The organism is Erwinia pyrifoliae DSM 12163 (genome assembly GCF_000026985.1).
GTDB classification, from domain to species: Bacteria; Pseudomonadota; Gammaproteobacteria; order Enterobacterales; family Enterobacteriaceae; genus Erwinia; species Erwinia pyrifoliae.
Window position 1 is genome coordinate 1,858,600 of the sequence record NC_017390.1, and the last position, 20,644, is coordinate 1,879,243.

At 52.4% G+C, this 20,644-nt stretch carries 20 protein-coding genes, 1 tRNA gene and 1 other RNA gene; 11 read left to right on the forward strand and 11 right to left on the reverse strand.

What is annotated here, in order from left to right; translation table 11 throughout:
- The first annotated feature begins 161 nt into the window (after nt 1-161).
- The gene (msrB, locus tag EPYR_RS08245) at nt 162-572 is read left to right on the forward strand and encodes a peptide-methionine (R)-S-oxide reductase MsrB (RefSeq protein WP_012667942.1); all 411 of its coding nucleotides are present in this window, start codon (nt 162-164) and stop codon (nt 570-572) included.
- A gap of 9 nt (nt 573-581) precedes the next feature.
- Nucleotides 582-860: a YeaC family protein gene (locus EPYR_RS08250; protein WP_012667943.1), complete on the forward strand. Its 279-nt coding sequence runs from the start codon at nt 582-584 to the stop codon at nt 858-860.
- Between the two features lie 71 nt (nt 861-931).
- Here the strand turns inward: EPYR_RS08250 and pncA are convergent, their stop codons facing one another.
- The 3 genes from pncA to sppA all read right to left on the reverse strand — a co-directional run bounded on the left by pncA (nt 932) and on the right by sppA (nt 4,546).
- Nucleotides 932-1,546 carry a bifunctional nicotinamidase/pyrazinamidase gene (pncA, locus tag EPYR_RS08255; RefSeq protein WP_012667944.1) on the reverse strand — a complete coding sequence of 205 codons (615 nt, stop codon included), beginning with the start codon at nt 1,544-1,546 and terminating at the stop codon, nt 932-934.
- Nucleotides 1,547-1,553: 7 nt separating this feature from the next.
- On the reverse strand, nt 1,554-2,567 hold the full coding sequence (gene ansA, locus EPYR_RS08260) for an asparaginase (RefSeq protein ID WP_012667945.1): 1,014 nt from the start codon (nt 2,565-2,567) through the stop codon (nt 1,554-1,556).
- Between the two features lie 122 nt (nt 2,568-2,689).
- Entirely contained in the window at nt 2,690-4,546 is a 1,857-nt protein-coding gene (gene sppA, locus EPYR_RS08265; protein ID WP_012667946.1) for a signal peptide peptidase SppA, read from the reverse strand.
- Between the two features lie 192 nt (nt 4,547-4,738).
- Here sppA and EPYR_RS08270 point away from each other — a divergent pair, with 192 nt between their 5' ends.
- From EPYR_RS08270 to EPYR_RS08280, 3 genes are all read left to right on the forward strand, one after another.
- The gene (locus EPYR_RS08270) at nt 4,739-5,290 is read left to right on the forward strand and encodes an NAD(P)H nitroreductase (RefSeq protein WP_012667947.1); all 552 of its coding nucleotides are present in this window, start codon (nt 4,739-4,741) and stop codon (nt 5,288-5,290) included.
- Between the two features lie 163 nt (nt 5,291-5,453).
- Entirely contained in the window at nt 5,454-7,379 is a 1,926-nt protein-coding gene (locus EPYR_RS08275) for a DNA topoisomerase III (RefSeq protein ID WP_012667948.1), read from the forward strand.
- Nucleotides 7,376-7,678 carry a DUF1496 domain-containing protein gene (locus tag EPYR_RS08280; RefSeq protein WP_012667949.1) on the forward strand — a complete coding sequence of 101 codons (303 nt, stop codon included), beginning with the start codon at nt 7,376-7,378 and terminating at the stop codon, nt 7,676-7,678. The genes EPYR_RS08275 and EPYR_RS08280 overlap by 4 nt, the downstream gene beginning before the upstream one ends.
- 73 nt (nt 7,679-7,751) lie before the next feature.
- On the opposite strand, the gene xthA is transcribed toward EPYR_RS08280, so the two are convergent.
- From xthA to EPYR_RS08300, 5 genes are all read right to left on the reverse strand, one after another.
- Nucleotides 7,752-8,558: an exodeoxyribonuclease III gene (xthA, locus tag EPYR_RS08285; RefSeq protein ID WP_012667950.1), complete on the reverse strand. Its 807-nt coding sequence runs from the start codon at nt 8,556-8,558 to the stop codon at nt 7,752-7,754.
- Between the two features lie 156 nt (nt 8,559-8,714).
- Nucleotides 8,715-8,845, reverse strand: a non-coding RNA gene (locus EPYR_RS19130) — RtT sRNA.
- A gap of 39 nt (nt 8,846-8,884) precedes the next feature.
- Nucleotides 8,885-8,969: transfer RNA gene (locus EPYR_RS08290), tRNA-Tyr, on the reverse strand.
- A gap of 145 nt (nt 8,970-9,114) precedes the next feature.
- Nucleotides 9,115-9,963, reverse strand: coding sequence for a formyltetrahydrofolate deformylase (gene purU, locus EPYR_RS08295; protein WP_012667951.1), 849 nt, complete (start codon nt 9,961-9,963; stop codon nt 9,115-9,117).
- Nucleotides 9,964-10,001: 38 nt separating this feature from the next.
- On the reverse strand, nt 10,002-10,463 hold the full coding sequence (locus EPYR_RS08300; RefSeq protein WP_012667952.1) for a YchJ family protein: 462 nt from the start codon (nt 10,461-10,463) through the stop codon (nt 10,002-10,004).
- Nucleotides 10,464-11,283: 820 nt separating this feature from the next.
- Between EPYR_RS08300 and rssB the strand changes: the two genes are divergently transcribed.
- The 4 genes from rssB (at nt 11,284) to EPYR_RS08325 (ending at nt 15,790) form a co-directional block, all read left to right on the forward strand.
- A complete protein-coding gene (gene rssB / locus EPYR_RS08310; RefSeq protein ID WP_012667953.1) occupies nt 11,284-12,297 on the forward strand; it encodes a two-component system response regulator RssB in 1,014 nt (337 codons plus the stop codon).
- 194 nt (nt 12,298-12,491) lie between these two features.
- Nucleotides 12,492-13,400, forward strand: a complete 909-nt coding sequence (gene galU / locus EPYR_RS08315) for a UTP--glucose-1-phosphate uridylyltransferase GalU (protein ID WP_012667954.1) — start codon at nt 12,492-12,494, stop codon at nt 13,398-13,400.
- 27 nt (nt 13,401-13,427) lie between these two features.
- Nucleotides 13,428-14,768: a UDP-glucose dehydrogenase family protein gene (locus EPYR_RS08320; RefSeq protein WP_012667955.1), complete on the forward strand. Its 1,341-nt coding sequence runs from the start codon at nt 13,428-13,430 to the stop codon at nt 14,766-14,768.
- 14 nt (nt 14,769-14,782) lie between these two features.
- Nucleotides 14,783-15,790, forward strand: coding sequence for an NAD-dependent epimerase (locus EPYR_RS08325; protein WP_012667956.1), 1,008 nt, complete (start codon nt 14,783-14,785; stop codon nt 15,788-15,790).
- A 129-nt stretch (nt 15,791-15,919) separates the two neighbouring features.
- On the opposite strand, the gene hns is transcribed toward EPYR_RS08325, so the two are convergent.
- Nucleotides 15,920-16,327, reverse strand: coding sequence for a histone-like nucleoid-structuring protein H-NS (gene hns / locus EPYR_RS08330; protein WP_012667957.1), 408 nt, complete (start codon nt 16,325-16,327; stop codon nt 15,920-15,922).
- Between the two features lie 343 nt (nt 16,328-16,670).
- On the opposite strand from hns, the gene tdk reads away from it, so the two are divergent.
- Nucleotides 16,671-17,288, forward strand: a complete 618-nt coding sequence (gene tdk, locus EPYR_RS08335; protein ID WP_012667958.1) for a thymidine kinase — start codon at nt 16,671-16,673, stop codon at nt 17,286-17,288.
- 336 nt (nt 17,289-17,624) lie between these two features.
- Here the strand turns inward: tdk and EPYR_RS08340 are convergent, their stop codons facing one another.
- The gene (locus EPYR_RS08340) at nt 17,625-18,290 is read right to left on the reverse strand and encodes a c-type cytochrome (protein ID WP_012667959.1); all 666 of its coding nucleotides are present in this window, start codon (nt 18,288-18,290) and stop codon (nt 17,625-17,627) included.
- 129 nt (nt 18,291-18,419) lie between these two features.
- On the opposite strand from EPYR_RS08340, the gene EPYR_RS08345 reads away from it, so the two are divergent.
- Nucleotides 18,420-19,067, forward strand: a complete 648-nt coding sequence (locus EPYR_RS08345; RefSeq protein WP_012667960.1) for a YchE family NAAT transporter — start codon at nt 18,420-18,422, stop codon at nt 19,065-19,067.
- Nucleotides 19,068-19,081: 14 nt separating this feature from the next.
- Here EPYR_RS08345 and EPYR_RS08350 read toward each other — a convergent pair whose 3' ends face one another.
- Complete coding sequence (locus EPYR_RS08350; RefSeq protein ID WP_012666458.1) at nt 19,082-20,122, reverse strand: IS630 family transposase; 1,041 nt, start codon at nt 20,120-20,122, stop codon at nt 19,082-19,084.
- Nucleotides 20,123-20,644: the final 522 nt, after the last annotated feature.

Sequence of the window (20,644 nt, forward strand, 5' to 3'; positions counted from 1 at the left end):
CTTTTCTAAAGGGGGCAAGCTCTGAATGGTGATCTGCATCACAATTTTAAGTCTGGCCACAAAAGCTTGCCGGGCGATCACAAAAAATCCACCTGACGTTGTTAAGTGTTTGTTAGAATATGAGTTGTAATTGACGGATTAACCTGGTCAGAGAGTTGAATATGGCTAATGAAGACACCTCTTTTTCATCCGAAAACGCCTTAACTGAAATGCAGCACTATGTGACGCAACAGCGTGGCACCGAGCCTCCGTACTCCGGCAAGCTGCTGCACAACAAAAGCGACGGCATTTACCATTGTCTGGTTTGCCGGGCGTCGCTGTTCTTGTCGGGGGCTAAATATGATTCTGGCTGCGGCTGGCCCAGCTTTTATCAGCCCTACAGCGACGAGGCTATCCGCTATCTGGAGGATAACACTCACGGCATGCAGCGCATTGAAATCCGCTGTGGCAGTTGTGACGCGCATCTCGGCCATGTTTTCCCGGATGGCCCGCAGCCAACAGGCGAACGCTTTTGTGTTAATTCAGCCTCGCTGAGTTTTACCGATGACGATGGCAATAAAACGCCGGGCTAAGGAGTCATGATGGAACTGGATGAAATGATCGCCGGCATGACGTCGGAGGTGTATCAGCGCCTGGTCACCGCCGTAGAAACCGGCAAATGGGCCGATGGCGTTGCGCTGACGCCGGAGCAAAAAGAGCATAGCCTGCAGCTGGTGCTACTCTGGCAGGCGCGAAACAATGACAACCCGCAACATATGAGTGTGGCAAAGGGCGGGGAGATAGTGATGAAAAGCAAAAAGCAGCTGAAAGAGGAGTTCGGCATCTGCGACGAGGCGGTGACGCGCATCAGGCTCCAGTAAATGATCCCTGCAGGGATGAGTTAGCGCAGCCAAAGAGGGGTCAGCCAGTTCCGACCCCGCCCTGCACAGGGTTAAATGAGGATCGCACCTGCCTGAGTCATAGATAGCAGGGCATTGTCACTGTCGTCAGGATGCAGATTAACGCCCCGGCAGCCTGCTGTCACCACCGTCACCCGGTAGCCCAGAGCCAGTGCGTCCAGCACGCTAAATTTCACGCAGTAATCGGTCGCCAGGCCCATTACGGTCAGGGCAGTAATGCCAAGCTCACTCAGCCAGCCGTGTAACAGCGTCTGATGGCGCTGGCCATTATCATAAAATGCACTGTAGCTATCAATTTCTGCATTCTCACCTTTGTGCACCAGCAGGCTGATTGCCGCGCGATCGAGCAAAGGATGCAGCTGCGCACCGTGGCTATGCTGCACGCAATGATCCGGCCACCAGATCTGGGGTAAGCCGTTTAAATCGCCCTGGGTTCCCACTATAGTCCCGGCGTTGGAGGCAAAACTGCCATGCCCTGCAGGATGCCAGTCGAGGGTGGCGATCACCGTCTCGCCACGCCGCTGGAAATCGGCAGCAAGGCGGTTAGCGACGGCAATGGTCTGATCCCCTTCGCTGACGGCCAACGCCCCGCCGGGACAAAAGTCATTTTGCAGGTCTATCAATAATAGTGCCTGACGTATGCTCATGGTTGCCTCAATCCGGGGTCAGTTCGCCACGCAGATTCTGCTTCATCAGCTGGCGGATTTCATCGCTGGTCAGATCCTGGCTCAGCAGGTAGTGCAGCTTGGTCAGCGTGGCTTCAACGGTCAGATCTGCGCCGCTCACCACACCTGCATGTGCCAACGCATTTCCGGTGGCGTAACCGCCCATATTGACCTTGCCGGAGATACACTGGGTCAGATTCACCACCACGATGCCGCGCCCGGTGGCGTCTTTAAGCTCCTGAAGAAACGCCTTATTCTGTGGCGCGTTACCCACGCCGTAAGAGCGCAGGATCAGCGCTTTAACCGGCTGCTGAAGAAAATTGCGCACCACTTCGGCCGAAATGCCGGGATAGAGGGTAACCACCCCGATAGGCTGCGGGGTGATCGGGTGCACCACCAATTCACCCTCGCCAGCAGGAGCCGGAGGGGTATTGAGACGACGAATATGGATACCCGCTTCCAGCAGCGGTGGCAGATTGGGCGAGGCGAAAGCGTTAAAACCGTCGGCATGTGCCTTGGTGGTGCGGTTGCCACGATACAGGGTGTTATTGAAAAACAGCGTGACTTCATTAATCGGGTAGTTGGCGGCAACGAATAACGAATTCAGCAAATTCTGCTGCCCGTCGGAACGCAGCTGTTCAAGCGGTATCTGTGACCCTGTCACGATAACCGGCCTGGCGAGGTTTTCCAGCATAAATGAGAGAGCCGAGGCGGTAAACGCCATGGTGTCAGTACCGTGCAGGATAACAAAACCGTCGTAGCGATCGTAGTTTTGCTTTATATCATCGGCGATGGTCTGCCAGTCTTGCGGCGTCATATCTGACGAATCAATCAAAGGCTGATATTCATGGATGGTGAAATCAGGCATTTCTGGCCGGTGAAACTCGGGCATATTGGCCAGCTGTTTCTGCAGATGGCCGGAAACCGGAATAAAGCCATGCTCGGAGCGCTGCATGCCGATGGTCCCGCCAGTATAGGCGACGTAAATGGATTTCTTTTGCATTGGTAAACTCAGGAATGCCTCAAAGAGCGCAGTATAATGGTAAACAGGGTTGGAAGCAGCCCGACCAGCGATGGCCGGGCTAAGGTGACGTCACACAATGGAATGATGTACGACGCTGCCCGTTATTTCACCTCTCCGCAGGTCAGGCAAAAAGCATAGCGGTTTTGCGGATCGTTGAGATTATCCATCAGGCCCGGTTGTTTTTTCATTGCCGAGATAACATCAAACATCGGGGCAGGCAGATAGGCTTTCAGGGTGGCTGGAAGCGCAGCATGTGCCGAAACGTCTACCTGGCTGAACAACATATCCAGCAAACCTGGCTCGCCCTGATACCAGCTCAGTTGTGGCTTGTCGAGTTTTGCCAGCTCTGCCGCTTTAGCCACCGCATCATCAAAATCACCCAGCGCATCTATCAGACCCTTCGCCTTCGCGTCACTGCCGGTCCAGACATGCCCCTGAGCAATCTTGTCAATCTCCTCGCTGGTTTTGTTACGTGATTTAGCCACCAGGCCGATGAAGTTCTGATAGCCCTTATCGATGCTCAATTGCATCATCTGCTGCACTTCCGGCGGCAGCGCCTTGGTGCTGGCCACATCAGCCAGCGGTGAAGTTGCCACGCCGTCGGTATGCACGCCAATGGCGTCCAGTGAGCTTTCTACGGTGTTGATGACACCGAAGATGCCAATCGAACCGGTCAGCGTATTGGGGCTGGCAATGATGTAATTGGCCGGTGTTGATACCCAGTAGCCTCCGGAAGCCGCCATACCGCCCATAGAGACCACCACAGGCTTGCCAGCTTCCTTCGCAGCAGCCAGCTCTTCACGAATGGTCTCGGAGGCCGTCACGCTGCCGCCAGGGCTGTTAACGCGGAAGACGATGGCTTTAATTTTAGGATCAAGGCGCGCTGCTCGGATCTCCAGTGCGGTGGTGTCTGCGCCGACGCTACCCGGCGCTTCCTCGCCATCCATGATCGCGCCGTTGGCCAATATGACCGCCACATTCCCGTCGCTACTGCCGTTAGCCTTCACCTGATAGTCATAGATGCTGGTACCGCGATAATGGTTCGTTCCTTTATCCCAGCCGAAGGTTTTGACCAACTCGTGTTCAACCCGCGACGAAGACGCCAGTTCATCCACCAGCTTATTTTCTTTCGCGTACTGAGCGGTATCCCCGCCGAGCTTTTGTAGCCCGTTCAGCACGCCCTGTGCGCCAGGGAAGACCTGAACGACGGTTATCTGACGGTTAGCGGCCAGCATATTCAGGTAATTTTGCCACAGTTCCCCGACCCAGCGACCATCGGCATCACGCGCCTCTGGTGACATACTGTCACGCAGGAAAGGTTCTACCGCTGACTTGTAGGTGCCCACGCGGAACACATGAGAGCTGATTTTCAGCTTATCTATTAATGTTTTATAATACAGTCTGTTGGTAGCGAAACCATGCAGGTCAACGTTACCTTGCGGCGAGAGGTAAATTTTGTTAGCAAAGCTGGCAAGATAGTATTGTGCCTGGCTGTAGCTCTCTCCGGTGGCGAAGATGGGTTTACCGCCGTCACGGAATTCACGCAGCGCCTTACCGATATATTGTAGCGATGGCTGATCTCCGCCGGCAAAGTGACGCAGGTCGAGCACCATACCGGTGATATTGGTATCGTCTTTTGCCTGGCGAATGGCGTCTACCACGTCAAACAGCGAGTTTTCCTTAAGGCGGCCACTGCTGGCACCTAACAGCTGGCGGCCAATCTTGCTGAATTTATTGCTGACGGACGGTTTGTCCACCACCGCACCACTCAGGTTGACGACCAGCGCGCCTTTTTGCGTCGCAGCCGGCGTGCCGGCATTATGTAACTGGAACCAAAGCCCCAGGGCGACCACAATCAGCAGGATCAGGAACAGGTTAAGCACAAATTCGCGAACGAAGTTCAGCATCCGCCACGTCCACTTAAAGATAGTAGCGATAATCCGCCATAACACGCGCATAGACTCTCCATAATGGCAATGAAATGCCCGGTGCGGAGGATCATTGCCACTTGGCATCCGCTAAACCGGGCAGTAATGGCTAACATCCTAATTATCAGGGGCGGAATTGTCAGCAGGAAAAAGTGCAATGCTGTAACAAAACATCATCCTGTGCTAGTTTCTGCCTGAGACAACGATTATCAGGAGGGTGCTATGGATGCTTTGGAATTACTGATCAACCGCCGCTCTGCATCCCGTCTGGCTGAGCCAGCCCCGGCAGGTGAAGCATTGGAGAATATTTTGCGTGCAGGCCAGCGCGCGCCGGATCACGGCACACTAAAGCCCTGGCGCTTTATCATTATCGAGAATGAAGGACGTGACCGCTTTAGCGCGCTGCTGGAAAAACTGTCGTGTGATGCACGGCTGGATGAAAAAGCCATTGAGAAAGCGCGGCTTGCGCCATATCGTGCGCCGATGATCATTACCGTGGTGGCACATTGTGAAGACCATCCTAAAGTACCGCGCTGGGAGCAAGTGGTTTCCGCCGGATGCGCCGTTATGGCGATGCAAATGGCCGCCGCCGCGCAGGGGTTTAACGGTATCTGGCGTAGCGGAGCCTGGACAGAGGCAGAGCCGGTACGCGAGGCGTTCAATTGCCGTCCCCAGGATGCGATTGTCGGTTTTCTCTACCTGGGGACGCCGCAGCTCAAATCTTCAACCCGAGTTGTCCCGCCGGACAGCCGCGCATTGATTAGCTACTTTTGAATGATCAGCACCGCTAAAAAAAGATGTGCCTGCCGCCTGATGTGCGTGCAGGCCGTAGCGGCTCTTCAACCTGCTTCGCTCGGGCCGATGGGCGAAAGCCTGAAGCAGCAGGCCGGAAGGGCTATTAATTGACACCCAACCCTGAGCAGGAAGTTCCCCCCGGATGCGTTTGTTTATTGCCGAAAAACCCAGTCTTGCCCGCGCCATTGCGGATGTTCTGCCCAAGCCCCATCGCCGTGGTGACGGCTACATTGCCTGCGGCAGCGACCAGGTGGTGACCTGGTGCGTCGGCCACCTGCTGGAGCAGGCGCAGCCTGACAGCTATAACAGCCGTTTTGCCCGCTGGTCGTTGGACGATTTACCGATAGTGCCGGAAAAATGGCGGCTGCAGCCACGTCCGTCGGTGGCCAAACAGCTCAACGTCATCAAAGGGCTGCTGGCACAGGCCAGCGTGGTGGTTCATGCCGGCGACCCGGACCGGGAAGGCCAGCTGCTGGTCGATGAAGTGCTGGATTACCTGACGCTACCTGCTGAAAAACGCGCGCAGGTGCAGCGCTGCCTGATTAACGACCTCAACCCCCAGGCGGTGGAAAGAGCCATAGGGCGGCTGCGTGAAAACCGCGAGTTTATCCCGTTGTGTGTCTCTGCGCTGGCGCGTGCGCGTGCCGACTGGCTGTACGGCATCAATATGACCCGGGCCTACACGCTGCTAGGGCGCAATGCCGGCTATGACGGCGTGCTTTCCGTCGGGCGGGTTCAAACTCCGGTGCTGGGGCTGGTGGTGCGTCGCGATGAAGAAATCGAAAACTTTGTGGCGAAAGACTTCTTCGAGGTCCGTGCCCATATTGTTACGCCCGCAGACGAACGGTTTGTCGCCCTGTGGCAGCCCAGCGCCTCCTGTGAGCCTTATCAGGATGAAGAAGGGCGTCTGCTACATCGTCCGCTGGCGGAGCATGTGGTAGCGCGGATCGGTGGACATCCCGCTCATGTCACCAGCTACAACGACAAGCGTGAAAATGAGACGGCACCATTACCGTTTTCGCTTTCCGCCTTGCAGATTGAGGCGGGCAAACGCTTCGGACTTAGCGCGCAGACGGTGCTGGACACCTGTCAGCGCCTGTACGAAACCCATAAGCTGATCACTTACCCCCGTTCTGACAGCCGTTACCTGCCGGATGAGCATTTTGCCGGACGGCACGCGGTGCTGAATGCGATTAATGTTCATCAGCCGAATCTGTCGCCGCCGGGCGATTTTAACAGTGACCAGAAGAACCGCTGCTGGGACGACAAAAAGGTTGATGCTCACCATGCGATTATCCCGACCGCGCGCAGCAGTCAGGTTAGTCTTTCGGATAACGAACAGCAGATTTATCGCCTGATCGCCACCCAGTATCTGATGCAGTTCTGCCCCGATGCGGTATATCGCAAATGCGTAATCGAATTAGATATCGCCGGCGGTAAGTTCGTGGCTAAAGCGCGTTTTCTGGCGGAAGCCGGCTGGCGCGCGCTGCTGGGCAGCAAGGAACGTGATGAAGAAAACGACGGCACGCCTCTGCCGGTAGTGACAAAGGGGGATGAATTGCTTTGCGAACGAGGAGAGGTGCAGGAAAAGCAGACCCAGCCACCGCGCCCCTTCACCGATGCAACTTTACTGTCAGCAATGACGGGTATAGCACGTTTTGTTCAGGATAAAGATCTCAAGAAAGTGCTGCGCGCGACCGATGGTTTAGGTACGGAGGCGACGCGCGCCGGGATCATCGAGCTGCTGTTTAAGCGTACCTTTCTGTTTAAGAAGGGGCGTTACATTCACTCCAGCCCTGCCGGACGCGCGCTGATCCACTCTCTGCCGGAGATGGCGGCGCGGCCGGATATGACCGCCCACTGGGAATCAACGCTGACTAAAATCAGCGAGAAGCAGTGTCGATACCAGGACTTTATGTCTCCTCTGGTCGATACGCTGCACAGTTTGATTCAACAGGCACGGCAACAGCCCGCAGCGCATGCGTTTCGCGGCTTGCCCGCTCCGGCAACTGACAAAACGAAAAGGCCCCGCCGTAAAACGGCGCAAAAGAAGGAAAGCGAAACATGAGACTGCATCTGACGCTGATAGTACTGCTCGGACTAAGCGCTTCGGCGCTGGCCGAACGTGTTATCAGCAACAATGGCAACCAGGATGGCATTAATACGGATGTGGTGGTGGATATGCCGCGCGAGGTCTGGACGCAGGGAGGTCATGATTCTCAACCGCCATGCCAGCGCTGCTGCGTCTATGAAAACCGTCATTATACTGAAGGGGCGGTGTTGAAAAGCGAAGGCGTATTACTCCAGTGCGTTCGTGATGAAAACTCGCTGGGAACCAATAATCTTATCTGGCGGATGGTGAAATAATCACCTTGACGCGGTCGGGCTGCAGGCAGATTAGCTGGCTTCCTGCAGTCCGGTATCCCCCGTTCGCGTTGAATTACTCGCTGAACTCCGCCCAGATGGGGGCGTGATCTGAAGGTTTCTCCATCGCACGAATGTCGTAATCAATACCGGTTGCTACGCAGCGATCTGCCAGCGGCCTGCTCGCCAGTATCAGGTCGATTCGTAACCCGCGATTGTCGTCAAAGCCCTTTGAACGATAGTCAAACCACGAAAAACGGTCGTTGACTGTCGCATTCTGTGTGCGCCAGGTATCGTACAGCCCCCAGTTCATCAAGGTGCTCATCCACTCGCGCTCTTCCGGCAGGAATGAACATTTTCCGGTGCGCAGCCAACGTTTACGGCTTTCTTCACCGATGCCGATATCCAAATCGGAGCTGCTGATATTCATATCTCCCATAATCAGCAGCTGATTATCGGCCTTTTGCTGCTGCTCAAGATAACTTTGCAGATCGCGATAGAATTTCTCTTTGGCTGGAAACTTAGTCGGATGGTCGCGGCTTTCTCCCTGCGGGAAGTAGCCATTAATCACCGTTAGCGGCCCGGCAGGGGTCAGGATATCCGCCATGATGATGCGGCGCTGCGCATCTTCGTTATCGCCTGCAAAACCACGCCGCACGGCGACGGGCTGTTGTTTACATAACAGCGCCACACCGTAATGGCCTTTTTGACCATGACAGAAGACGTGATAGCCGAGGCTGGCGACTTCTTCAAGCGGAAACATATCATCGTGGACTTTGGTTTCCTGCAGGCCAATCACATCGGGCTGATGCTGTTCTACAATGGCTTGCAGTTGATGAGGGCGGGCGCGCAGCCCATTGATATTAAAAGAAACAAATTTCATAACGCGGGTCATTTTGCCGGGTAAAAGAGAGCCAGATGGTAGCAGAATTTTGCCTGATAAAGAAATGCCCTGTTCCTTCGGGTCGAAGCTTCTCATCCTTCCCCGTGGGGAATATGGAAATTCAGAGNGAAGGTAAAGGTAACGTGGTATTTGAAATGGTGGTGGGGGAAGGATGACTCGTCACTGCGTTCCTCGCCCTTCGGGCCGCCATTGCATGGCGTTGTCTCACTGCGTTCGACTCAAACCTTCGGGTCGAAGCTTCTCATCCTTCCCCGTGGGGAATATGGAAATTCAGAGNGAAGGTAAAGGTAACGTGGTATTTGAAATGGTGGTGGGGGAAGGATTCGAACCTTCGAAGTCGATGACGGCAGATTTACAGTCTGCTCCCTTTGGCCGCTCGGGAACCCCACCACTGGCCTTGCTTGCTGTGCTTGTTAAGCGGGGCGCATCATATCAAATGATTACACCCTGTAAAGCCTCATATCAGATACAGCGGTGTGTTTGCCGTTTTTTTATCCATGATGCTGTTTTGTCGAACAAAACAGCATCATCGTAATCAAAGAATGATAGTGTGATTGCCGTAGACAAACACGCGCTGGGCCAGAACCTGATAAAGGGCACGGCTCAGAGTATTCTTCTCAACGTCGCGACCAGCGCGCTCCATATCTTCCGCCGAATAGGTGTGATCAACATGAATAACGTCCTGCATAATGATCGGACCTTCATCAAGATCGTTATTTACGTAGTGCGCGGTGGCTCCGATAATCTTCACCCCGCGCTCATGTGCCTGCTGATAAGGGCGCGCGCCGATAAATGCGGGAAGGAAAGAGTGGTGGATATTGATGATCTGATTCGGGTAACGCTGTACAAATCCAGGCGATAATACACGCATGTATTTCGCCAGTACCACATAGTCAGGCTGATAACGGTCAATTTCGGCAGCCATATTACTGTCGTGTTCTTCGCGCGTTGCCCCTTCATGACTAATGAGAGTAAAGGGGATATCAAAGCGCTCAACCAGCGTTCGTAGCGTGTCGTGATTGCCAATGACGGCAGCAATTTCAACGTCCAGCCCGCCGTAAGCGCTTTTCATCAGCAGGTCGCCGAGGCAATGTGCTTCTTTGGTTACCAGAATAACAATGCGACGACGACCCGCAGGGTGCAGTTCACGAACTGAACCGGCGGGCAAAGCGCCGTCGAGATCGGCCAGCAGCGCGGCATCATTGAAAATGCCTTCCAGCTCGGTACGCATAAAGAAGTGACCGGTGCGATGATCGACAAACTCATTGTTTTGCACAATGTTCAGCTCGTGTTTGTAGCAAATATTGGTGATTTTAGCGATCAGCCCTTTAGCATCCGGGCAGATGGTGCGTAGAACTTTTCGTTGCAGTGTTTGCGCTTGCATTGCGATGGTGATCCTGTTGATACGAAGGGAAATCAGGGTCAATACTGACCGCAGCATTTCTTATATTTTTTTCCGGAGCCGCAAGGACAGCAATCGTTGCGTCCCGTTGGTGGAAAGGTTCCGTCGATATAATACCAGCGTTGCTCTTCACGAAGAAAGCGTGAACGTTCGTGAATAAAACTTTCCTGCTGACTTTGAGAAAATCGCGCAAAAAATGTTACATAACCCTGTTCTTTTTGCGCAGTCCATTCACTGGAGATGACCCTGAGACCGAGCCAGCGCACCTTGGCAAAGCGTTCTTCCAGCCTGGCGGCGAAATTTTGCGCATTGCAGGAAGGGTGCCAGCTGGCAATCAGATAGTGTAAATCCTGCTTAACATAAGCGCTATACCGCGAGCGCATCAGTACTTCAGGCGTGCCGGGCCAGGCACGCCCTCTTAGATACGGTTCGCAACATAAGCTATACTCTAATCCGCTACCGCACGGGCAATTTTCAGACACGTTAACTCCGGAAGTTTTACAAAATGCTTTATATTCTGTTGTCATGGTAACCGAGCACGTCCGGGGATGCCATTGAGTTGGTTGAATTCAACATCAGGGTGTAATGATACAGCTTAAGATCCGGCGGGGGGTTGGATTGCCGTCAAGGGATGGGCGTAAACCAGGAAAATTTATCTCCTGGAACAGGGAGGCAAAATGACTTCGGAGTTCACTAACGCGCCTGAACGATGGCATGACGCCATGGGTGCACTTCAGGCAGAGGATGCTTACCGGGCTGCTCCGTTCAGCCTGATGGATCAAGCGGGCATGGATCCTTCCTCCATTTCTGATGCGCGACGGCCCAGGGCAGATACGGTTGCCGCTGCCGGGCAGCGCGGCCTCCACCTGATTTTGCAGAAACTTCGGGCTGTTACTTCTGCAACGCCGGCACGACCACTTGCATTAGCCGAACCCTTGAGCGGGCGATTGTGCCAACTTACTGGCTACCCGGCACCGGGTTGGGTCAACAATGCGCCCGTTGCGAAGGAAAGAGGGCTGATATCCTACGAGTTCTTCGAACACCGTTTAAGGCGAAGACCGGATGGCGCGAGGTTCGCTTAATGTTTGTTACAACTCCAACGCCTGTAAATACCTATGATGCTCTGCCAGCGGCCAGACAGAACCGTAGCAGCGGCCGGGAAGCACCGCGAGAGACCCTAAGCAGCGGAGGCTCACAAACATTAAAACCCGGTCGATACAGCATGCTATTTGGAGCCATGCAAAGAGGCGCAAAGTCCGTTTATAGATCACTATTGAGGTATCTTTTATGCAGGGGGAAGCAATGGAAAAGCCATTAACAGGAAAACATATTCTCATCGTTGAGGACGAAGTTGTTTTCCGTTCCCTGCTGGAAAATTTCCTCGGTCAACTTGGCGCGCTGGTCACCCTGGCTGACGATGGTCTGCATGCGATTCAGTGCATAGGCCGCGCGCCACCCGACCTGATGATTTGCGATCTGGCGATGCCGCGTATGAATGGTATCAAACTGGTTGAGCATCTGCGCAGCACTGGCAGCGTCATACCGATCCTGGTGATCTCCGCCACGGAAAACATGGCTGATATTGCCCATGTATTGCGGCTTGGCGTGCAGGATGTGCTGCTTAAGCCGGTCAAAGACCTTGCGCGGCTGCGAGAAGCCGTATTCGAATGTCTCTATCCTTCGATGTTCACTTCTAAGGTTGAAGAGGATGAACAGCTGTTTCAGGACTGGGATGCGCTGGTCAGCGATCCTCAGGCAGCCGCCAAACTTCTTAAACAGCTTCAGCCACCGGTTCAGCAAACCATTGCCAACTGTCGCGTCAATTACCGCCAGCTCACCATGGCCGAGCAGCCCGGGCTGGTGCTGGATATTGCTGCACTTTCTGATAAAGACCTGGCTTTTTATTGTCTGGACGTGACGCGCGCGGGTGATAATGGCGTATTAGCTGCATTATTACTCCGTGCACTGTTTAACGGCCTGTTGCAGGAACAATTATCCGATCGGGGGCAGCGTTTGCCAGAACTGGGCGGTCTGTTAAATCAGGTCAATTTGCTACTGCGCCAGGCCAATCTCCAGGGGCAGTTCCCGCTGCTGGTTGGCTACTACCATCAGGGGTTGAAAAACCTGATCCTGGTTTCCGCCGGTTTAAATGCCACGCTCAATATCCACACACATCAAATCAAACTTAGCAACGGCGTGCCTCTTGGTACGCTCGGCAGCACGCATCTTAATCAAATCAGCCAGCAATGCGAGGCATGGCAATGCCAGGTCTGGGGTGCGGGTGGGCGTTTGCGCCTGATGCTGTCTACAAAATAGTCATCCTCTGGCTTTTTTTCGATGGGTCTGCGCTGACAGGGCCATTAATACGCTTTAAAATTGGGAAATTATCTTAAAGTACTGTGAAATGGTCTAACCAGGATAAATCCACGATGATTGAACTGGTATACTCATTTCGTTTTTAAAATCGACATATCAAGTAACAACTTGAACGGCCTATAAGAGGTATTTTGATGTCTGCCTATAACTCAAAAGTAAAAAAAGCGGTTATCCCGGTTGCTGGTTTGGGAACGCGTATGTTGCCTGCTACCAAAGCGATTCCGAAAGAGATGTTGCCACTGGTTGATAAGCCGTTGATTCAGTATGTCGTTAACGAGTGTATTGCTGCTGGGATCAACGAAATCGTGCTGGTTACGCACTCTTCCAAGAACTCAATTGAAAACCACTTCGACACCAGCTTCGAGCTGGAAGCCATGCTGGAAAAACGTGTTAAACGTCAGCTGCTGGAAGAGATTCAGTCAATCTGTCCACCACACGTTACCATTATGCAGGTTCGTCAGGGGCTGGCTAAAGGTCTTGGCCATGCGGTTATGTGTGCATGGCCGGTCATTGGTAACGAGCCGGTAGCCGTTATCCTGCCGGATGTTATTCTGGATGAATACGAATCAGATCTGTCGAAAGATAACCTGGCAGAAATGATTCGCCGCTTCGATGAAACCGGCCACAGCCAGATCATGGTTGAACCCGTTTCTGACGTCACCGCTTACGGTGTGGTGGATTGCCAGGGCGCGCAATTAAGCCCGGGCGACAGCGCGCCAATGGTCGGCGTGGTGGAAAAACCTAAAGCCGATAAAGCCCCTTCAAATCTGGCAGTCGTCGGGCGTTACGTGCTGTCTGCTGATATCTGGCCACTGCTGGCTAAAACTCCTCCAGGTGCCGGTGATGAAATCCAGCTGACCGACTCAATCGCTATGCTGATGGAGAAAGAGACGGTAGAAGCTTATCACCTGAAGGGTGCCAGCCATGACTGTGGTAACAAGCTCGGCTATATGCAGGCTTTCGTTGAATATGGTGTGCGTCACGAAACTCTGGGCAGCGATTTCAAAGCCTGGCTGGAAAGCGCTGTGGGTAACAAAAAGTAATTTTTCATTTCTAACCGGGACAATTCAATGAAAGTCACCGTATTTGGTATCGGCTATGTTGGTCTGGTTCAGGCTGCGGTTCTGGCCGAAGTCGGACATGACGTTCTTTGCATCGATGTCGATGAAAACAAAGTCGAAAATCTGAAGAAAGGGATTATTCCCATTTTTGAACCTGGCTTGACGCCACTGGTTATGCAGAATTATGAGGCTGGCCGCCTGAAGTTCTCTACCCATGCTGAAGAGGGCGTCAACCACGGTATTATGCAGTTTATTGCAGTTGGCACGCCCCCGGACGAAGATGGCTCGGCCGACCTGAAGTACGTCACTGCGGTTGCGCGTACTATTGCTCAGCATATGCAAGGGCATAAAGTTGTGCTGGATAAATCAACCGTTCCGGTCGGTACTGCTGACCGCGTACGCCAGGTGATGGAGGAGACCTTGAAGGGGCGCGGCGCGGCGCTGAACTTTGATGTGGTGTCCAATCCTGAATTCCTGAAAGAAGGTGCTGCAGTCAGCGATTGTATGCGCCCGGAGCGTATTGTTATCGGTACGGACAATGACGAAGTAGTGGAACTGCTGCGTGAACTGTACGAGCCGTTCAATCGTAATCATGACCGTATGATCCTGATGGACATTCGCAGTGCGGAGCTGACCAAGTATGCTGCAAACTGCATGCTGGCGACCAAAATCAGCTTTATGAACGAAATCTCCAACCTGGCGGAGCGCCTGGGTGCTGATGTTGAAAAGGTGCGTCAGGGGATTGGTTCTGACTCGCGTATCGGCTACTCATTTATCTATCCGGGCTGTGGTTATGGCGGTTCATGCTTCCCGAAAGACGTTCAGGCTCTGATCCGTACTGCGGAGCAGATTGGCTACCAGCCGCGCCTGTTGCAGGCAGTTGAAGACGTCAACGACGCGCAAAAACACAAGCTGCCGACGTTTATCAAACGTCACTTCGGTGAAAACCTGCGCGGTAAAACCTTTGCCTTGTGGGGGCTTTCGTTTAAGCCGAACACTGATGATATGCGCGAAGCGTCCAGCCGGGTGTTGATGGAAGCGCTATGGCAAGCCGGGGCGACCGTCAACGCTTTCGACCCGGAAGCAATGGACGAAGCGCAGCGCATCTACGGCCAGCGCAGCGACCTGAAGCTGATGGGAACCAAAGAAGCGGCATTACAAGGTGCTGATGGTTTGGTTATCTGCACTGAGTGGCAGAATTTCCGCGCGCCTGATTTTGACGTGATTAAAAATGCACTTAAAGAACCCGTGATTTTTGATGGTCGTAACCTGTATGATCCAGAAAGAATCAGCAAGCGCGGTTTTGTTTATTATGCAATTGGCCGCGGAGCATCTCTCAACATTGCATAATTAACGAGGGCATTATGAAATATCTGGTCACCGGCGCAGCAGGCTTCATTGGCTTCCATGTCACGCAACGCCTGCTTAACGCCGGTCACCAGGTTGTCGGCCTTGACAACCTGAATGACTATTATGATGTTAATCTCAAAACGGCCCGCCTGGCGCACATCGCCCAACACGCCAGTTTTACCTTTATCAAAGGCGATCTGGCTGACCGGGAAGGTATGGCAGAATTATTTCGCTGCCATCGCTTTCAGCGTGTCATCCATCTTGGCGCACAGGCAGGCGTGCGTTATTCACTGGAAAACCCGCTGGCCTATGCAGACGCTAATCTGGTGGGTCACCTTAATGTTCTTGAAGGGTGTCGCCATAACCAGGTAGAACACCTGTTATACGCCTCTTCCAGCTCGGTTTACGGGCTTAATCGTCAAATGCCATTTTCTACCGATGATTCCGTCGATCATCCGGTTTCTCTGTACGCTGCGACCAAAAAAGCCAATGAGCTGATGTCTCATACCTATTCTCATCTGTATGGCATCCCGACCACCGGACTGCGATTCTTCACCGTTTACGGTCCGTGGGGGCGTCCGGATATGGCATTATTTAAATTCACTCGTGCGATGATTGCCGGCGAAAAAATCGACGTTTATAACCATGGCCAGATGCGGCGCGACTTCACCTATATTGACGATATTGTTGAGTCCATTTTCCGCCTGCAGGATGTTACCCCGCAGGCGGATAAAGACTGGACGGTTGAAGCAGGTAGCCCTGCCACCAGCTCGGCACCTTACCGGGTTTACAATATCGGTAACAGCCAGCCTGTGACGTTAATGACCTATATTGAGGCGCTGGAGAGTGCATTGGGCACGGTGGCGGATAAGAACATGCTGCCGATGCAGGCTGGTGACGTCGTCGAAACCAGCGCGGATACCCGGGCCTTGTATGAGGTCATCGGTTTTAAACCGCAAACTTCAGTTGAAGAGGGGGTTGCGCGTTTTGTGTCCTGGTATAAAGGGTTTTATCATCAGTAAGTCAGATTGATTGCCTGAAAAAAAAGGAAGCCGCAATTGGGCTTCCTTTTTTATACCTGGTGGCAATGACAAAGCAATTGCAAAAAAACGGTCAATTATTGAAACGCCAGAACAGGACTTTGAGCGAGATTACAGCAGAAAGTCTTCGAGCTTCTTGCCTTGCTCTTCGATAGCCTGTTTGATAACTGCCGGAGTACGACCCTGGCCTGTCCAGGTTTTATTTTCGCCATTCTCTTCGACATAAGAGTATTTGGCCGGACGAGCAGCGCGCTTAGCTTTACCAGGGGTTTTAGCTGCAGCCAGTGTGGAAAGGAGTTCGTTAGGATCAATGCCGTCTGCAATCAACATATCGCGGTATTGTTGAAGTTTACGCACACGCTCTTCAACTTCTGCCTGTGCCTGACTTTCTTCTTCACGGCGTTCATTTACCACAACGTCGAGTTTTTCCAGCATCTCTTCAAGAGTTTCCAGAGTACATTCTCTTGCCTGAGCACGGAGTGTGCGGATATTGTTCAGAATTCTAAGTGCTTCGCTCATAGTCCAATTCTCAAAATTATATTGTTAGGGATGATTCTGCCTAATAATAGTGTTGGTGCCAGGGAACTGCAATAGTTAATTTCGGAAGAAACACGTTGCAGCTAATAATCGGTTAACCACCGGGTAGAAAAAGAGGGGCGAAAATAGGGGGCAGTTAAATAACGTCATCTCTGGCAGAGTTTACCTACCTGAATGGGGGGGATATAGCATTTATTATTAGTAAAATTTTTCCCGCCAGGGTTGATAAACTTTCCTCTCAAGCTTTCGCTATGCCCGTGCGGCCGTTGCTTTACCCGGTTTATGATATACTCAATCATCTTTAGCGACTTCGGAGTAAGGGCTGATGGCTCAGCTTTATTTCTATTACTCGGCGATGAATGCCGGAAAATCCACAGCTTTGTTACAATCTTCCTATAATTACCATGAACGCGGTATGAGAACCCTGGTGTATACCGCCGAGATCGATAATCGTTTCGGTGCAGCGAGAGTCAGTTCGCGCATCGGCCTTTCATCTCCCGCTAAGTTGTATAATAACAGTACGTCACTGTTTGTTGAGATAAGCGCCGAACATCAACGGCAAGCGGTGCACTGTGTACTGGTCGATGAAAGCCAGTTTCTGACGCGTGAACAGGTTAAATCATTATCTGAAGTTGTTGATATGCTAGATATACCCGTACTCTGTTATGGATTACGCACGGACTTTCGCGGTGAATTATTTACGGGTAGTCAGTATTTATTAGCCTGGTCGGATAAGCTGATAGAATTAAAAACCATCTGTCACTGCGGTAGAAAAGCCAGCATGGTGCTGCGTATTGATGCAGGCGGGAAGCCTTTTAAAGAGGGGGAGCAGGTACAAATAGGCGGTAATGAGCGTTATGTTTCTGTCTGTCGTAAGCATTACACAGAAGCGCTGGAAAGTGGATCTTTACAGGCTATTTATGGTAAGCAACAGCCTGGCTAAGAGGTCAAAGTGTTTTTTATTTGCACAACTTAACCCAATCTAAAGCCAATGCGTTTATAAGCATCACTTACTGTTTCTTTGAGAAAATTTTTGCTTAAAAGTTAAGTTAATCACCATAAATCCGGACGTAACGGTTAACCCGCCAGCGATTTTAGCCCTATTTATCACGCCCTCAACCATCGTGGCTGGGAGCGTTTTTTATCTTTAACGCTATCAGACTCCCCTTATGGGAACGGCTTTTTTAACCCTGTTACAGTCAGGCGTTAATAAAATCAGTGATAACGACCTTAGCCGTGACCAGTTGCATGCCCGCCATTCGACTTTACCCTGGCCAACTTATGGCGTGTCACCCTGCATATATGCGGGGGGCGATGCCAGCTTTGCTTCCTCTCGCAGTACTTTCACCTGCTGCGGGGTCTCCTTAGCCGCAGCAGGATTGCCAAACTGCCGGATAACGAAATTACTGACATCGGCCACCTGCTGGTCATTCAGCTCTTCAGAAAAGGCAGGCATTACGATCTCCCCCTGCTGCATATGACGATGCACGCCGTTTAACACCACCGAGACCAGATTGCGTACATCCGCCGCGCCGGTGGTGCTGTGGTGAAACAACGACGGGTAAGTATGCAGGCCCTGTCCGGAACCGGAACCCTCTGCGTGGTGGCAGCTGGCACAATTACCGGCAAATACCCGCGCGCCCGGCTGCGCCCTCCATGCTTTGGCATCAGTGCCACGCAACGCGCTCAGGGCGTTTGAAGGCTGTCCCCAGTCGCTGCGGTCTCGGATTTGAGCGCGATCCCCGCGCGCAGGTGCGCTCCTCAGGTAGATGGCGATATCGTTGAGGACGCTATCGTGAAGATATTGCAGGCTGTGCTCGACAGCTTCAGCCATCGTGCCTGAAGCGCTGGCTTTTCCGGCCACAAAGCCGGTTTTCAAATAGGTCACCCGCTGATGTTGGCTCCAGCTGTCGATGCCCGCCTGCGGATGAGGAGTGATATGCAAGCTGACTCCATTCAGCTATAGCCAGACGAGGCGATAAAGCGCTGATATTCCGGTCGTCAGGGATAGTCAGCAACGTGGATTTCCATTACATTAGCCGCCATCAATCTGCCCTCGCCACAGGAGCGCGCTGTGAACCCCGTTTTGTTAGATCTCTCTGGCTATATCAAATTTTTTGTTGGCCTGTTCGCGCTGGTTAACCCGATTGGCATTATCCCGGTTTTTATCAGTATGACCCGCGATCAAATCCCGGCGGCACGCAATAAAACCAATCTGACAGCCAACCTGTCGGTGGCTATCATACTGTGGACCGCGCTGTTTCTTGGGGACGGCATCCTGCATATCTTTGGTATTTCGATTGACTCGTTTCGCATTGCCGGCGGTATTCTTGTGGTGACTATCGCCATGTCGATGATCAGCGGCAAATTGGGTGAGGATAAACAGAACAAGCAGGAAAAAACCGAAACCGCCAATCGCGAAAGCATCGGCGTTGTGCCACTGGCGCTACCACTGATGGCAGGGCCGGGGGCAATCAGCTCGACCATTGTCTGGAGCACCCGCTATCACAGCTGGCAAAACCTGCTGGGTTTCAGTCTGGCCATTGCCCTGTTTGCCGGCTGCTGCTGGTTATTGTTTCGCGCTGCACCCTTGATGGTCAGGGCGCTGGGGCAAACCGGGATCAACGTGGTGACACGTATCATGGGTCTGTTGCTGATGGCGCTGGGCATCGAATTTATGGTGACCGGCATCCGCGCACTGTTTCCGGGGCTGGTGACCTGACTAAATAGCTGCGTCTAATAGCGCTCCACTTTTGCCAGTCCGTGTTTACCGCCCGGGAACGGGCTGACCGTTTTCATAAAGTGGCGTACTTTTTTCAACAGTTGCCACATTGACCGGCACTGATGATTGCGTGTAATGGTATCGTGCAGCGCCTGCCACAGGCGCTCAACATGATTGACCCACGGCGAGTAAACCGGCTGGTAAATCACCCTGAACTTTGGATTCTGTTTCAGCCAGCTCAGCGTTTCACGGCTTTTGTGGATGATATAGTTATCGACAATCAGCGTGATCGTTTTTGCCCGGCGGTAACTCGCTTTCAGGTGCTTAAGCAGGCTGATAAACAGCACCGAACTTTTGCTGTTACCGCCAACGTAACTGACTTTGCCCGTTCCGCTGTGCAGCGCACCCGCCAGGTAATATTTTTCATTTTGACCCGGTGTTACCACGCGTCTTTGCTGCCCGCGCAGTTGCCAGTCAGCACCGATTTTTGGATTGAGGTGGATATCCACTTCATCTTCATAAAATACCGGATGCTCTGCGCTGCATTTGTCCAACGCCTGGCGGATCACCGCCATCTTTTCATCTTTGTGCGGGTCACGGATCCGCAGGGTTGGCGCAGCTCTGCGCCACACCAGCCCGGCAGCGGGCAACCAGCGACGGACGGTTCCTGCATGCAACCGGCAGCCGGTTATGTCTTTAATTTTTATAGCCAACAATTCCGTACTCCAGCGTGAACGCTGATAACCAAAATCGCCGGGAGAGTGCTTTATCAGTTCACGTAACAGAGTGCAGATATGCTCAAATGGCCATCGGCGGGAGCGCCCTGCGGGCAACGATTTCAGACCTTCAACACCGGACAACGTAAACCAGTTAATCCAGCGCCCGACGGATGAACGGGCGCAACAGAGCGTTCTGGCGACGTGGCTGACACGGTTTCCCCGGTGCAACATCAGTATGGCCGTCAGCCTGCGGGCATGATTTTTATCGCGCGTTTTATGGATAGCTTTTCGCATCAGGCGTCGTTCTTCACGGGAAATGGGTGCTATGATCGGCATTGCTCAGTCCGGTTGGTGATTTGTTTTGATTTGGCGATTGATCAGATCGCACAATCCGGGCTGAGTTCCCTCAAAGTGATCTACTATTCCGCGCAGCTATTTAGTTTTTAATTCTTACAGAATAATCATTAAGCGCATTTAATGCGCTTTTTTTTTGCCGGAACCTTAACCGTGCACCTTATCCGTGCATTATTCCGCTGGATTGCACTGTAATGGCGCAATTATTCATCATTCTTAATTCCAAGTGATGATTATTAATGTAATTACTGCAAAAGACCTTTCTGACCAAAGCTTAGAAACAAATGTTATTTAAATCACATCCCATATTGCAGGTTTAATTAGCCACCGTGCGGCGTTAACTGCTGAAGGAAGAGGGTTCCGTTGTCGATTTTATCATCATTTCAGTAAATTTGGCTTAATTTGTTTATCTTCTGACCAGGTTGAGCGCGATATTTGCACAGCCGGTAAGTTGAATATAAATATATGATTTAATTCAATGTCTTGCCTGTTATTTTTCAATGA

What these genes read in the sequence shown, in the direction of transcription:
- msrB (WP_012667942.1), top strand. Translation starts at nt 162, where the DNA reads ATGGCTAATGAAGACACCTCTTTTTCATCCGAAAACGCCTTAACTGAA.
- EPYR_RS08250 (WP_012667943.1), top strand. Translation starts at nt 582, where the DNA reads ATGGAACTGGATGAAATGATCGCCGGCATGACGTCGGAGGTGTATCAG.
- pncA (WP_012667944.1), bottom strand. Translation starts at nt 1,546, where the DNA reads ATGAGCATACGTCAGGCACTATTATTGATAGACCTGCAAAATGACTTT.
- ansA (WP_012667945.1), bottom strand. Translation starts at nt 2,567, where the DNA reads ATGCAAAAGAAATCCATTTACGTCGCCTATACTGGCGGGACCATCGGC.
- sppA (WP_012667946.1), bottom strand. Translation starts at nt 4,546, where the DNA reads ATGCGCGTGTTATGGCGGATTATCGCTACTATCTTTAAGTGGACGTGG.
- EPYR_RS08270 (WP_012667947.1), top strand. Translation starts at nt 4,739, where the DNA reads ATGGATGCTTTGGAATTACTGATCAACCGCCGCTCTGCATCCCGTCTG.
- EPYR_RS08275 (WP_012667948.1), top strand. Translation starts at nt 5,454, where the DNA reads ATGCGTTTGTTTATTGCCGAAAAACCCAGTCTTGCCCGCGCCATTGCG.
- EPYR_RS08280 (WP_012667949.1), top strand. Translation starts at nt 7,376, where the DNA reads ATGAGACTGCATCTGACGCTGATAGTACTGCTCGGACTAAGCGCTTCG.
- xthA (WP_012667950.1), bottom strand. Translation starts at nt 8,558, where the DNA reads ATGAAATTTGTTTCTTTTAATATCAATGGGCTGCGCGCCCGCCCTCAT.
- purU (WP_012667951.1), bottom strand. Translation starts at nt 9,963, where the DNA reads ATGCAAGCGCAAACACTGCAACGAAAAGTTCTACGCACCATCTGCCCG.
- rssB (WP_012667953.1), top strand. Translation starts at nt 11,284, where the DNA reads ATGGAAAAGCCATTAACAGGAAAACATATTCTCATCGTTGAGGACGAA.
- galU (WP_012667954.1), top strand. Translation starts at nt 12,492, where the DNA reads ATGTCTGCCTATAACTCAAAAGTAAAAAAAGCGGTTATCCCGGTTGCT.
- EPYR_RS08320 (WP_012667955.1), top strand. Translation starts at nt 13,428, where the DNA reads ATGAAAGTCACCGTATTTGGTATCGGCTATGTTGGTCTGGTTCAGGCT.
- EPYR_RS08325 (WP_012667956.1), top strand. Translation starts at nt 14,783, where the DNA reads ATGAAATATCTGGTCACCGGCGCAGCAGGCTTCATTGGCTTCCATGTC.
- hns (WP_012667957.1), bottom strand. Translation starts at nt 16,327, where the DNA reads ATGAGCGAAGCACTTAGAATTCTGAACAATATCCGCACACTCCGTGCT.
- tdk (WP_012667958.1), top strand. Translation starts at nt 16,671, where the DNA reads ATGGCTCAGCTTTATTTCTATTACTCGGCGATGAATGCCGGAAAATCC.
- EPYR_RS08350 (WP_012666458.1), bottom strand. Translation starts at nt 20,122, where the DNA reads ATGCCGATCATAGCACCCATTTCCCGTGAAGAACGACGCCTGATGCGA.